This window comes from Chromobacterium haemolyticum DSM 19808, from assembly GCF_000711885.1.
Classification (GTDB): Bacteria; Pseudomonadota; Gammaproteobacteria; order Burkholderiales; family Chromobacteriaceae; genus Chromobacterium; species Chromobacterium haemolyticum.
Window position 1 is genome coordinate 179239 of the sequence record NZ_JONK01000001.1, and the last position, 13953, is coordinate 193191.

Genomic DNA, 13953 nt, shown 5'->3' on the forward strand with positions numbered 1-13953 from the left:
CTGACATTGGTATTGATCGCCACACATCTGTGTTGGAAGGAATAGGTATGCGCGGAATGCGCTTGTGAGGTCCGGAGAGGTTTGAAAATGAAAGTTCTTAGTGGTGCCGTCTGGTTGATTCTGTTTTTTCTGCACGCAAATACTGTCACGGCAGCCGTCATGCTGTATGGCACCCGTGTCATTTATGATGCGGGAAAGCGGGAGCAACTAGTCCGCTTGAGCAATGAAAGCGACAGCCCTTTATTGATTCAGGCTTGGCTGGATGATGGGGTGGAAAAGGCAGTTGCGGAGCAGAAGGTGCCATTCATTCTTACGCCGCCGGTATTTCGCATGTCTGCACGGCAGGGGCAAGTTTTACGTATGCAATATACGGGAGAGGCCTTGCCGGAAGATCGTGAATCGGTTTTCTATTTGAATGTTTTGGAAATACCTCCCAAGCCAAAAATTGATAATGGACAGAATACCTTGCAACTGGCATTGCGCAGTCGCGTGAAAGTATTCTTTCGTCCAATAGCCTTGGCCGAAGGGCCTAAAGATTTGGGCGGCAAGCTAAAGTGGCGGCTGGTCAAAGAAAATGGGGCTACCGCCTTGGAGGTGCTTAACCCTACTGGCTTTTATGCGTCTTTTGCGAATGCGAGTGTTCAGGCAAAGGGCAAGCGGCACAGCTTGGAAACCAATATGTTGGGTCCAGGAGAAACGCGTATCTTTCGTTTCACCTCGCAGGTGCCTGGAAACGTGGATATGGAGAAAGTGGAATTTAACCTGATAAACGATATTGGGGCGAACGCTTTCAGTATATTTACGCTGCAGGATAAAAATAAGAATTGAAAGACCGGAAGATGAAGCCTGCTCACCGTAAAATATCCGCCTGTCTTATTGTGTTCGCTTGTGGTGATGCCTCCGCGCGGAATTCCCCGCCTCAGGCTGAAAATAAACAAGAGGCCGTCATATTTAATGATGTTTTCCTGTTTGGCAGCGATAAAGTGGACGTCAGCCGGTTCGCTACGGAAACCCCGATTGAACCGGGCCTGCATCGTGTTGAACTCTATGTAAACAACGTCGGCATGCAGACTCGAGATATTCTTTTCGTCAAGCAGCCCGGACAGAGCAATGCCTATCCCTGTTTTTCGCAAAGCACTTTGCAGGCATTGGGTGTGGCGGTAGAAAAATTCAACGCGGATCAAAAAGCTCTGTTCAGCAAAGCCGATGACTGTGTAGCCATTAATTCGCTGTGGCCTGACGCTAGCAGCGAATATGACAGCGCGCAGCAAAGGCTTAACCTTAGCTTGCCACAGATGGCGCTGTCCAGGCGGAGCCGTGGCTATGTGGACCCGTCGCAATGGGATACTGGTCTGAATGTCGCCTTCGCCAACTACCGCGCGAATACCTACTATTCCGAACTGCAAGGTGGCGGCAGCTCACGCAGTGATTATCTTAATCTGACCGGTGGCATCAATCTGGCGGGAGTGCAGTTTCGTTCTGAGGCGAGCTATACGGGACGTTCGAACGGCGATCATCGTTGGCAGAGTGTGCGCTCGTATCTGCAAGGTAGTTTGCCAAATTGGCAGAGCCGCTATGTTGTTGGACAAGCCTTCACCAGCGGCCGATATTTTGATGCTGTGGGGTTCACTGGCGTGGAATTGAGCCGAGACGAGCGCATGGTGCCGGATTCGGAGCGGGGCTACGCGCCGGTGGTGAGAGGAGTTGCGATGACCCAGGCGAAAGTGGCTGTTCGCCAGGGCAGTTACCTTCTCTTCGAGACCTCGGTGCCGCCTGGGCCGTTTGAGTTTGACGATTTGTACCCGACTGGTTACGGCGGGGATTTGCAAGTGGAAATTACTGAGGCGGACGGCAAGATGCGCGTCTACTCCATTCCATATTCAGCGGTTCCAGATATGTTGCGTGAGGGGGTGAATCGCTACAGCCTGACAGCAGGCCAGTTGCGCGACCCTTCCATACGGAGCCAACCCTATTTCGCTCAGTTGTCATATAGCGTTGGAGTGAACAGCTTTGTCACCGCTTATGGGGCAGGTCAACTAGCCCAAAATTATGCCTCCGGTTTGCTTGGGGTGGGCTGGAATACCTTTCTGGGGGCGATTTCGGCTGATGTGACTAGTTCACAAGCGCGGTTATGGAATGGCGAAGCCTACAGTGGCATGAGTTTTAAATTGAGTCACAGCTATCGTCTCACGGCGACGGACACCAGTTTTTCCCTGGCGGCATACCGTTACTCCACTGAACGGTATTTGTCCTTGCGCGACTTCGCTTACGCCAACGATTCTATCGCCAATAGAGATATGGCTTTGCAATTTCCCCGCCAGAAAAATCGTTTTGATATCACTATGAGTCAGGCCTTGGGTAGCAACGGACAGCTTTACCTTTCAGGCAGCACGCAAACCCAGTGGGCGGGTTCTGGAAGGAGCACACAGTACCAGCTTGGCTACTCGGGTTCGTATAAACACTACAATTTTACAGCCAGTATTGGGCGAACATTAAATGATGCCAATCAAGCGGCTAATCAATTATTCGTTGGGGTGACGATTCCATTCGACCATTCGTCCGGCTCCAAGCTGAACAGTGTCAGCAGCGTAAGCAGCAATGGGGGGGACTTTACGCTACAGACCGCTTTGAATGGCAGCCTGCCGCAAGACGATAGCGTGACGCTCGGGGCTTACGCCGGCTACGACAGCCAAGGTCGACAGTCCAACTGGGGAGCGAATGCGCAGAAGCAGTTCAGTAGCGTCAATTTACAGGGCTCACTCTCTCAGTCCGGTAGCTATAAGCAGTACTCGGCAGGTGCGGCTGGCAGCGTGGTGGCGCATCGCGGCGGGCTCTCTTTCGGGCAATCACTGGGTGAATCATTCGCCATTGTCGAGGCGCCGGGTGCCGCGGGTGCCGGCGTGCTGAATACGCGCAATGTGCAGGTGGATAGCAGGGGATTCGCTATCGTGCCGTACTTGACTCCATTTCGGATGAATGAGGTTGCCTTGTCGCCGGAAGGCATGGGCAGTGAGATTGAACTGAAACAGACCAGCAAAATGGCGGTCCCCTTGGGAGGCGCGGTGGTCCACGTTAAGTTTGAAACCCAGAGTGGTCGCAGTGTATTGCTGGAACTTCAACAGGCCTCGGGCAACCCGCTGCCCATCGGCTCAGATGTTTTAGATGAGGGTGGTGCGATTATCGGTGTGGTGGGGCAGGGTAGTCGCGCGTATTTCCGGGCGAGCGCAGACCATGGCCGGCTGACGATCAAATGGGGTGAGCAACTCGCTCAGCGCTGTGTACTTGATTATGACTTGGCGCATGCCGAAAACCGTGGGGCATTAGCACTTGCCTCAGCGATTTGCGCCCCAGAGAAGGTGAATTGATGAATAGTTCGCAAAACAAAGGCATAGGCCGATATCAACTTGCCGGCGCACTATTGCTGCTGGTTTCAAGTAGCTGTCACGCGGCCCTAGCGGAGTGTTCCTGGAAGGGTTCCAATACCACCAATGTGGTGCAGATGCCATCCACGGTGTCTATCCCTTATAGCTTGCCGCTGCTCAGTATCTTCCAAACCGCGCAGTGGTCGGCGCCCGCTCCCACCGGCATGACTGATGGCGACAAAGTGATCTTGCTATGCCGAAAACCGGGGGACCTGCAGTTGCTGGTAATGGCGGATCGGACAGCTCCGAACCCACGCGGTTCGTCGGGATTCATAGAAACGCTATCCAATGCGGTTAATGTCCGCTTTGTTTACGGGTATGACACCAGTAATAGCTCAATGTGGATGTCGGTGAAAAGTCCCGGCAATACGATCCTGATTCCCAATGCGGTGACTGTGGGGGATCAGGGAGAGGCGTTGAATCCCAGCGCCCCTAACACGGTGGGGGCGCCAGGAACTTACAGTGTCACCATCAACAAGCTGAAAGCGTTGACGCCGATGGTGGTGACGGTGGAACTGGAAAAGAACGCGAATACAGGTAGCGCCGCCAATTTTGGTGGTTACGATCGAGTCAGCATGCGAATGCAGCATACCAATTGGGGGGCCACTTCTACTGGCAGCCAGCTGTTGGGGCTGTTTCGTTTGTCCGCGACACGCTCAGTGATCGCGCCATGCGATCCTGTCTCCATTTCTCGACCTGTTCTGGATCTGGGGTCATACCCGCTGAAGCGTTTCACTGGGGTGAATACGGTCATGCCCAGCGTGCCGTTTACGGTGAGCATCAATTGCCCGTCAATGCCAACCACGGGCCGGGTGTACTATGGTTTCTCAACCGACTATGCCGACTCCTCCAGTCTAGATCTGATCGGTAATTTAGCGGGTGCAGGGAACGCCAGCGGCGTGGCTGTGGAGCTGTTGCAAAGTAATGCCAATACTAGACAGACGCTGTTGCGTGCTAATGATTTGACCACGAACTGGCTGGATACCGGTATCAGGTCGAATGCCAAGCAGACCGTGCTGTCTTTTCATGCGCGCATGCGTCAGACCAAACCGGTGGTGACGCCGGGGCAGATCAATGCTACGGCAACTTTTCTGATTAACTATCGGTAGGCGTGAGCGATGATTTGGCAGGCCTTTCACCGGCAAGGAAATGAAAGGCTAGCTTTCACCCTCCGAGATGTTCTTGGCAGTGGCATCCAGTGCGGCGCGTAGTTGAGCTAAGGCGGGAGCCAAGGCATCCACTTGGTGTTCCACTAGGAGCTGTTCCAGCTTGCCGGCGACAGTGACTAATTCAGGAACGTCCATGCTGAGTGCCAAGCCGTAAATTCGATGAGCGTGTTGGCGGGCAACGTCCCATTGCTGTTGTTTGATGGCGGAGTCCACACCTGCAAAGTCTGCCTCGTTGTACTCGATGAACAGATCCCACAGGTTGGCATCATAAGAGGAGGGCGGTTTGGCTATTTTTTCTACCGAAACATCCGTTAACCACATGGAAAGAATTTTTTGCAGATCAGCCAGCCTTAGCGGTTTCACCAGCAGGCCATTCATACCGCTGGACATGCATTTTTCCTGATGCTGATAATCATTGGTGGCGGAAATGGCAATGATGGGAGTCAACGGTAAGTTCTCCGCTTTTTCTTCTGCTCGAATCCGTTGCGCTACCTCGTAACCATTCACATCAGGTAGGTGGCAGTCCAGCAGGATCAGCTTGACGTCCGATAGCTCACGCAGGATTGACAATCCGCTCATGCCGTTGCTGGCAATGGAGACCTCGCAGCCTAGCTCTAACAGTTGATCACGTATCAGCTGCTGATTGGCGGGATGGTCCTCTATTACCAACACTCGTTGGTTGTAGCCGATCTCTGATCCACTTAATTCACCAAGGGGAACGATAGGCTCCTTGTTCAAAGGCCCACCGATTTCCGTTGGAATTTCAATGGTGAACGTCGTGCGGGAGTGCCCGTCGCTGTATAGACTAATCCGCCCCTTCATCAGTTCGACTAGGCGCTTGCTGATGGCCAGCCCCAAACCGCTTCCGCCAAACTGGCGATTGATGCTGGGGTCCGCCTGTACAAATGGGGAAAATACCGCTTTTTGAGCCTCCTCCTTAATGCCAATACCGGTGTCGCTAACCCGGCAGATGAGCATTCCGTGCGTTGGCTTCGCGCTATCCATGCGGAAACACGCTTGCAAAGTAATGCTGCCTTGCTTTGTGAATTTGATCGCGTTGGACAGAAGGTTGTGCAGCACACGCTGAAGATGAGAAGGATCCAGTAGCAGCGTACAGGAGGGTAGCTCGGTTGCGTAGTGCATCTGCAGCCCCTTGGTCTCGGCTGCCAGACGATACAAGGTTGAGAGACCATTTAGGATATTGCCAGCATCCACAAAGGACAGTTCCAGCGTTTCCTGTCCGGCGTCTAGCCGTGAGGTGCTCAAAATATTATTCAATAGTTGCAGTAGACTATTTGCGGCCAAGTTGGATTGTACAACCAGCTGGTGCTGTTTCTCGCTCATTGGCATGGCATGCAGCAATTCACCCGCAGCGATGATGGCATTCATTGGCGTGCGGATTTCGTGGCTAATCACGGCAAGAAATTCGCTTTTTGCCTCCTCGCCCATTTGTGCTTTGCGCATCAAAATATTGGCGCGACGCACGGTCCACAATAGCAAGAAAAAGGCGAGTAATAGTATGGCGCCCTCTCCAGCGTAAGTACGCATCACTGTGTAAGCGGTAGGTCTTGTCGCAATTTCGTTTTCCCAGTCGGTGCGAACATCATCCACGTCATCCGCGGTCATGTTATCCATGGTTTTCTGGATGATACGGTACAGCAGCGGCTGACTTTTACTGATGCCAAAGCTATAGATTGCATAATAGCCAGGCATTGACCCCGAGCTTTTGAGTTCGGGGAAACGGTGATTGAGCATGAAGCGTGCATAGGTTTCTGGAACTAGGGCAATATCTGCTTTCATGTCAACCAATGAGCGAAGAGCCATGGTCGAAGTATCAACGGGATAGAAACTCACATTTAGGCCATCGCGAGCCATCCATGAGCGCGAGTTGTCGTTGAAGATAAAAGCCAGAGTCAGACCTTGTAGATCGTTGGCATTATAGATGGGCTTTTGATTGCGTCGGCTTATCACCATCAATGACTGCGTGGAGTAGGGTTGAGTGAAATAGTAGTTCTTATTCAGGCTAAGCTGGCTTATTGTGTCTTGATTGACACTGGCAAGCATGGGGGGCTTGCTGCTGGCAAGCGTCGTTACCCACTCCTTGGCTGAAGGTTGGAGGGTGAATTTGAAACGTAGCCCAGTTTGACGCTCGATGTGTTTCAGGTAATAGTATTCAATGCCGCGGAAACGTACTTCTCCGCTTTTGTTGCGGAGAACCGGAGTGGTGCGGAGCAGGTAAACCTCGACCTCCCTGTGCTGGGCTATCCAGTCTTTTTCTTCTTGATTGAGGTTGGTATGCAGTCCATCTATTCCGCAGGCTTGTAATTGAGTCAGTAGAATAAAGCACAGACCCCGGTAGTATTTTTGCACCATCACCTCAGCTTCGCATTCAGGACAAACAACTCCTGATCAGTTTGGATTCCCAGCTTTTGAAATGCAGCATGCTTTTGCGTGCTGATGGTTTTAATGCTGCGTGAAAACTTCTCCGCAATCTGTTTAGTGCCCATTCCGTCCAGACAGCACCTTACTACCTCACGTTCGCGAGGTGATAGTTTGGCAAAAGGGTCTAGAGCGGAAACATCTTTTTTAACTAGCGTGGAAACATCTTTTTTAAAGATGGTGTCGGAGAGCAGAATGTTGAGTTCGCTCATGACCTGTGGAGTTAGATAGATGCGACCGGCATTGACGGTGCGAATGGCGGCAGCCAAAGCTTCCACGGGTTGGGATTTGCTGAAAAAACCTCGTGCGCCAGCCTTTAGCATAATGTTGATGGTGCCGGGTAGATCACTGGCGGAGAGGACGAGGATTTTGCAACTGGGATAGCGCACTCTGATGGATTGAATTAGATTCAAGCCATCTATCTCGTTGTCGCTCAGCGTAAAATCCATCAACAATACATCTGGTATAGATTCCCGCAATGCGGCCAGTAGCTGTTGGCTGCTCGCATAGCTTCCCGTAATTTTCAGATCTGGGTATGCCATTAACTTTACTTCTAACCCAATCCGGATCAAATCATGATCATCTAGTATGATTATACTTATTTTTTTCCGCATGCTTTTGTCAATTTAAATTACATTGCCATAAAGTGACTGACTCGAGAAGCGTTTCGCTGCGCCTCGTGCTTTCAATATGGTACAAATCTGAATCAGGTGCTCTTAAATTCGATTCTGTGCATGATATGCACCAGTTCTGTACATTCTTCTGCCACTTCCTCTAGCTTCTCGTGCTGATGTAGGATGTGTTCTAAATATTTCTCTGGTGGCATTGGAAAGTGCAAGCCAAAGCCCTGGCCGATTTCACAGCCCATTTTCAGTAGAGAGTCGGCGCAGGCCTCGTCTTCAATGCCTTCCGCGATGATTTTTAGTTTTAATTTTTTTCCCAATAAAATCGATGAGCGCACTATTTCCCGGTGTTTGGCACTGCGTGGCATGGCTGCGACAAGTTCCCGGTCAAGTTTCAATTCGGTGAATGGCATACGGGAAACAATCTTTAGGGTTGATATGCCAATTCCGTAGTCATCACAGGCAATGGCGAAGCCATTGGCGCGCAGCTGATTAAGAGCCACCATCAGGTCCAAACCGTGTTCAAGTTCAACATTCTCGGTCAACTCAATTACCAGCAGTGATCTGGGTAGTCTTGTCAGATCCCAGCGTTTAATGATTTCTTCCGTCAAGCTGGGAGAAATTAGGGTGCTGGCGGAGGCGTTGATTGCGATAGGTAGAAAAACTCCGTTTCGCGCCAGCACCTGTTGAGTGGCGATGATGCGACTAAGTACGTGGAAAAATAGAAGTAGATCTAGCCCCAGTTTGTTAATGATGGGCAAAAATACATCCGGTGCGATATTGCCCAGTATAGGATGCCGGCAGCGTGCTAAAGCTTCCGCTCCAACGATCTTTCGATCGGCGAGGCGAACCTGAGGCTGTAGGGCAATTGAAATGCTGTTTTTAGAAAATAGGGCCTCTATGATTTCCTGCTCCTTAAAGCCATAGGCTGTTGGTGCAGATGGAGAGCGGGACGATAGGCTGAATACATTTTTGACATGCGAGAGAATGTGCATGCAATTTTGCTTATTGAATGGCTTGCTTATTGAATTGACGTGTCGAAAATTGGCCTCATACGCCAATTGGGTGTGCGAGTGCAGTAGCACTTTATTCATTGAACTCAGCCAAACAAGAATGGGTAATGAAGATATTGTTTGTTGCTTCAATAGGTTGTGCAGCTGTGAGATTAATTTTGCGCCGCCGCCATTGGGCATCAGAATATCGCATATCAATAAATCTACATTCTCTCGCTTAATAATATTAATTGCATCTGATATGTGGTTGACGTTGAATGTCTGGTTAATGCCGCAGTCCTGAAAAATGCGGCAAACATGCGCGCTTTCCAATGGGTGATCATCTACTATCATTACATTTATATTATTCATATCGTTTTCTTTTTGGTTGCTGGAGTTATTGGGTTGGTGGTTTTCGCACGTTTTTATTGGGTTTGTGGCGTGGGTAGACCGTAATGTAAAAAAGTCACCCCATCTCACAATCTGCCAATCCTTGTTTGCGAACGGTGAATGATAATGACTATGGTTTTTCATGCCATTATTTGGCACTGCATTGTCATTTTTGAGGTGGGCGATTATTGTGATGCGGCAGGTATGCCTGGTGTGTTTATCCAAAATCTCATATGGCATTCATCGTGAAATACAGGATGAAGAACAGAGGGAGCGATAAGTTTCTCGGGGGGCATGATATCGTTGACTACAGAATGTCCACTGATGAATGAGACTGCGTGGCTGGGCCGATCCTGTATTGATTTGTCTACAGCAAATATGCCCATAAATGATGAAGGAATTTTCATTGGGGGACTCGTCGATAAAAGTCCCTATGGTAGAAATGGGCTGTTTGCTTCTACATAGGAATTATCCTAAAAAGATGCGCCTCGCCGTGTTCTGCGCTGCTTGTGAACATAGGTGGATTCTTCCGATTCCGTAGGCATTCCTGCTCTATGGGCATGAGTGGAGGTTCAGGAGCACACGGCGTTCCTCTCTGAATTCAAAGAAGCAGCCGTCAAACAGATCATCGAGAGCCCGGACTCTGTAGCGGAGGTTTCCGCGCGATGAGGGGGGCGGCTACAGCCGTACCAGTGGGGCAGGGTTTGGCTTAACTCGGACGCGACTTTGCCAGGGGGCCGAGTGAAGCACTGCAGATGATGTCGGGTTGTTGGTATTCATTCGCGACTCATGGCGGGCCAGTGGCGAGGTGTCTGGCTTTTGCCGGGAGTTGGGTGGTTTGCGTGGGAGTGGTGAGAAGTGGGGTAAATACCGCGCGGCCAGGATCATGCGGCAACATAGCACCAATGCCCTGCATGGTTATACAGCTCTAAAGCAGACTGTTGATGTGGCTTAAGTCCTGACACAGGCGCGGCAGCAGGGGCGGGATGGCATGCTGGCCGATACGAGCTGCGCAGATATCGATCAGACCCCACGATAGCACTGAGATTTTGGGCATAAAAAAGCCCGCGCGTGAGCGCGGGCAAATGATGGAAGAGGACCAGGTCAGCGGATCAATAATCCAACTCGGTCGGCACTTTCTCCTTGCTGTCCTTCGGCGCTTCGGCCACGGTGGCGTCAGTGGTCAGGATCAGGCTGGCGATGGAAGCGGCGTTTTGTAACGCGGTGCGAGTCACCTTGGTGGGGTCGATCACGCCCATTTCCACCAAGTCGCCAAACTGGCCGCTGGCAGCGTTGTAGCCATGGCTGCCCTTGCCCTCCAGAACTTTGTTGACGATCACCGAGGGCTCGTCGCCGGCATTGGCGGCGATAGCGCGCAGAGGCGCTTCCAGCGCGCGCAGCACGATCTGGATGCCTGCATCCTGGTCGGCGTTGTCGCCCTTCAGGCCGCTGATGTGGGCTCGAGCGCGCAGCAGGGAGACGCCGCCGCCGGCAACGATGCCTTCTTCCACTGCGGCGCGGGTGGCGTGCAGTGCGTCGTCCACGCGGTCTTTCTTCTCTTTCATTTCCACTTCGGTGGCCGCGCCAATGCGGATGACCGCCACGCCGCCAGATAGCTTGGCCACGCGCTCCTGCAGTTTCTCGCGGTCATAGTCGCTAGTGGCCGCATCGATCTGGGTGCGTATGGTCTGAATACGAGCATCGATCTTGGCCTTGTCTCCCGCGCCGTCGATGATGGTGGTGTTCTCCTTGCCGATTTCCACGCGTTTGGCGCTGCCCAACTCCGGCAGGCCGGCTTTTTCCAGCGTGAGCCCGGTTTCCTCGGAAATGACAGTGCCGCCGGTGAGGATGGCGATGTCTTCCAGCATGGCCTTGCGGCGATCGCCAAAGCCAGGCGCCTTCACGGCGGCCACCTTCAGGATGCCGCGCATGCTGTTCACCACCAGGGTGGCCAGCGCTTCGCCTTCCACGTCTTCGGCCACAATCAGCAGCGGCTTGCCGGCCTTGGCCACTTGCTCCAGCACCGGCAGCAAATCGCGGATATTGCTGATCTTCTTGTCGTAGAGCAGCACCAGCGGGTCTTCCAGAACGGCGGTCTGTTTTTCCGGGTTGGTGATGAAGTAGGGCGACAGATAGCCGCGGTCGAACTGCATGCCCTCGACGACGGCCAACTCGTTGTCCAAGGATTTGCCGTCCTCCACAGTGATCACGCCCTCCTTGCCCACTTTCTCCATGGCATCCGCGATGATCTTGCCGATGGACTCGTCGGAGTTGGCGGACAGCGCGGCGACTTGGGCGGTTTCCTTGCTGTTGGTCACCGGCTTGGACAGGGTTTGCAGCTCTTTCACTACGGCCTGGACGGCTTTATCAATGCCGCGCTTCAGGTCCATCGGATTCATGCCGGAAGCGACATACTTCATGCCTTCCTGCACGATGGCTTGGGCCAGCACAGTGGCGGTGGTGGTGCCGTCGCCCGCCACGTCGGCGGTCTTGGACGCCACTTCTTTTACCATCTGGGCGCCCATGTTCTCGAATGGGTCCTTCAGTTCGATTTCCTTGGCAACCGACACGCCATCCTTGGTGATGTGCGGCGCGCCGAAACTGCGCGCCAACAGTACGTTGCGGCCTTTCGGGCCCAGGGTGACTTTGACGGCATTAGCCAGCACATTGACGCCGTTGACGATGCGCTCACGGGCGTTGTCGTGGAAGCGGACTTCTTTCGCAGCCATGGTTTAACTCCTGTGATGATTGTAGGAAATCAGGCAGCCTTGCGGCCGGATTGAGGGGCGTCTTCAACGACCCCGAAGACATCTTCTTCGCGAAGCACCAAGTATTCCTGGTCGTTTAGCTTGACGGTCTGGCCGCCGTACTTGCCGAACAGAACCAGGTCGCCCACTTGCACCTGCATCGGCAACAATGTGCCGTCTTGCAGACGCTTGCCAGGGCCCACGGCGAGAACTTCGCCTTGTTCCGGTTTTTCAGCGGCGCTATCGGGAATGACGATGCCGGAAGCAGTCTGGCGGACTTTCTCGATCCGCTTGACGATAATCCGGTCGTGCAGAGGACGGATTTGCATATCAATCTCCTGTGCGATTCAGATCATTGGAAACGGTTGGTAAGACCGAGCGGCAGGCGCGAAATGGCCCACGCTTACCGGTCAAAGTCAGCCGGTACGGCTGACCAAAGACGAAGTAAGGGCGGGCCAAAAACTTTTCAAGAGGTTTTTTGCAGAAAAAACGAGACTACAAAATGATGCGCTCGACACGGCCAAAACGGTACTCCGTTCTGCTTGCCTTGCCTCCATGGCAGACGCGCGGCCTTAGGGGGCAGGGTGGTTTGCGCAGGCCTTCCTCGCCCAGGGTGTCGTCTTCGGCCAGGTCGCGCCATAGCCCGCCGTGTACAGGGCGGAACTGCCAGGAAACATAGCCTCGGCGGGAGGCCAACCGCATCAGGTCCGGGCCGTCGGGCGCTTCCATCAAGACACTTTCCTCTCCAGCGATAGGTGGCAGATCGCCGAAAGCCTGGCGGCAGGCCAGCTCTTCCCCCGCGGCCGCGCCTATGGTGTTGCAGCCGCGCCGCTCGTCGCGCAGCAGGTTCCAGGCGCCCAGCTGCCAGGCCGCGTCCAGAATGTCTTCTTCTATCAGGGAGAGGGCGTCCCATCTGCGCGTCAGTTGCAAGGCCGATGCCGGCACTTGCCGAAGCAAGGGCTCGCCATTTTGGCCGCGGTCGGGCTCAGGGCGGCGGAAACCATGCCAGTGCAGCATCAACAGCAAGGGGGTATCGGGAAAGGGCACCGCGCTGAGACTGACCGCGAATAGCGGCAGGCGCATATGGCGGATTTGAGCGGACAAGGTATCGAATAACTCCACGGCAACACTCCATGACAATGGACGCGAAGATAGACATCAAGAGCGGCGGAGGACCTGTTTACGATCTGCTGGGCGTTGTGAGACGTGACACGGTGCATGAGCATTTTGAGCTCGTTTTCAACGCCGTATCGCCAAAGCGTAGCAGACCTTGAACAAGCTCGCAGCGGTTTTCGCCTTGCCTCGCGAGATCGTAAACAGGTGCTCACGCGTGAAACTGCGTTTTGTTAGCCACTCTAAAGATAAAAAGATTGCCGGCATGAGGCAAGCGTCAACCTGGTGATTACGGCTAGGCGTTTATTTCCATCCTTGCCGCCATTGCTTGTCGTCGCGCAGAACCTGCCACGGCACGGTTTGCTGGCGGCGGGTGTACACCGCCTCCAGCGTCACCGTGTCTACCGGGCTGTCGGGCGCGGGCCGTCCCAGCGCCACCACCAGGAAGTGTTTTTCCTTGTCGCGCGGCACGGCGGCGGTCCACTTGCTCAGCAGCAATTTTTCCGGGTTGAGCCGCCTAGTTGTCGCCACGATTCTGACTCACCCAAATCAACTTCTCCGCGGGTATGCCCAACTTGGCCGCCACCGCCAGCAGAGCGGTCTTGGCCTCGGGGGCGGGCTGCTTGTCGCGCGACAGCAGCCACAAGTAGTTCTTGTCGGGTCCCACCACCACCGCCCAGCGATAGTCGGGGTCCAGCTCCGCCACGTGGTAGCCGCCGTAGAACGGGCCAAAGAAGGACACTTTCAGCGAGGCGACGTCGGCGGGGCCGTTGAACCAGGCCTTGCCCACGGCTTCGCGCCAGCTGGCGGCGGCGGTGTCAAAGCCGCGGTTGACCACGCGGATGCTGCCGTCGGTATTGCGGCTATAGTCGGCGCTCACCGCTTGCAGGCCCCGTTCGAAACGGTGGTCCAGGCGGGCGATTTCATACCATCGCCCCTGATAGCGTTCCAGTTGGAAGCCTTGCACTGGGGTGACGTCCGGCGGCGGCAGAGTGTTGCAGCCGGTGAGCGGCAATAGGGTAATAGCCAACAGGACCAAAGGTTTTTTCAACATATCA

The 13953-nt window shown here is 53.7% G+C and carries 11 protein-coding genes; 3 read left to right on the top strand and 8 right to left on the bottom strand.

Annotation, left to right across the window (positions count from 1 at the left end):
* Positions 1 to 87: 87 nt before the first annotated feature.
* The 3 genes from BR71_RS00800 to BR71_RS00810 are packed head-to-tail and all read left to right on the top strand — an operon-like array spanning position 88 to position 4531.
* Positions 88 to 828 carry a fimbrial biogenesis chaperone gene (locus BR71_RS00800; protein WP_052370230.1) on the top strand — a complete coding sequence of 247 codons (741 nt, stop codon included), beginning with the start codon at positions 88 to 90 and terminating at the stop codon, positions 826 to 828.
* Positions 825 to 3365: a fimbria/pilus outer membrane usher protein gene (locus tag BR71_RS00805; RefSeq protein WP_043631290.1), complete on the top strand. Its 2541-nt coding sequence runs from the start codon at positions 825 to 827 to the stop codon at positions 3363 to 3365. The genes BR71_RS00800 and BR71_RS00805 overlap by 4 nt, the downstream gene beginning before the upstream one ends.
* Complete coding sequence (locus BR71_RS00810; RefSeq protein ID WP_081862499.1) at positions 3365 to 4531, top strand: fimbrial protein; 1167 nt, start codon at positions 3365 to 3367, stop codon at positions 4529 to 4531. Before BR71_RS00805 ends, BR71_RS00810 begins: the two co-directional genes overlap by 1 nt.
* 48 nt (positions 4532 to 4579) lie before the next feature.
* Here BR71_RS00810 and BR71_RS00815 read toward each other — a convergent pair whose 3' ends face one another.
* The 8 genes from BR71_RS00815 to BR71_RS00850 all read right to left on the bottom strand — a co-directional run bounded on the left by BR71_RS00815 (position 4580) and on the right by BR71_RS00850 (position 13949).
* Entirely contained in the window at positions 4580 to 6964 is a 2385-nt protein-coding gene (locus tag BR71_RS00815; RefSeq protein WP_043631295.1) for an ATP-binding protein, read from the bottom strand.
* Entirely contained in the window at positions 6964 to 7644 is a 681-nt protein-coding gene (locus tag BR71_RS00820) for a response regulator transcription factor (protein WP_196783778.1), read from the bottom strand. The genes BR71_RS00815 and BR71_RS00820 overlap by 1 nt, the downstream gene beginning before the upstream one ends.
* Before the next feature lie 92 nt (positions 7645 to 7736).
* Positions 7737 to 9017 carry an EAL domain-containing response regulator gene (locus tag BR71_RS00825; protein ID WP_208854822.1) on the bottom strand — a complete coding sequence of 427 codons (1281 nt, stop codon included), beginning with the start codon at positions 9015 to 9017 and terminating at the stop codon, positions 7737 to 7739.
* A 1130-nt stretch (positions 9018 to 10147) separates the two neighbouring features.
* Complete coding sequence (groL, locus tag BR71_RS00830) at positions 10148 to 11764, bottom strand: chaperonin GroEL (protein WP_043631301.1); 1617 nt, start codon at positions 11762 to 11764, stop codon at positions 10148 to 10150.
* 29 nt (positions 11765 to 11793) lie between these two features.
* The gene (locus tag BR71_RS00835; protein WP_019104382.1) at positions 11794 to 12111 is read right to left on the bottom strand and encodes a co-chaperone GroES; all 318 of its coding nucleotides are present in this window, start codon (positions 12109 to 12111) and stop codon (positions 11794 to 11796) included.
* A gap of 166 nt (positions 12112 to 12277) precedes the next feature.
* Positions 12278 to 12904, bottom strand: coding sequence for a hypothetical protein (locus BR71_RS00840; protein WP_019104383.1), 627 nt, complete (start codon positions 12902 to 12904; stop codon positions 12278 to 12280).
* A 294-nt stretch (positions 12905 to 13198) separates the two neighbouring features.
* Entirely contained in the window at positions 13199 to 13426 is a 228-nt protein-coding gene (locus tag BR71_RS00845; RefSeq protein ID WP_043631305.1) for a TIGR02450 family Trp-rich protein, read from the bottom strand.
* Positions 13413 to 13949 carry a lipocalin family protein gene (locus tag BR71_RS00850; protein WP_043631312.1) on the bottom strand — a complete coding sequence of 179 codons (537 nt, stop codon included), beginning with the start codon at positions 13947 to 13949 and terminating at the stop codon, positions 13413 to 13415. The genes BR71_RS00845 and BR71_RS00850 overlap by 14 nt, the downstream gene beginning before the upstream one ends.
* Positions 13950 to 13953 lie beyond the last annotated feature (4 nt).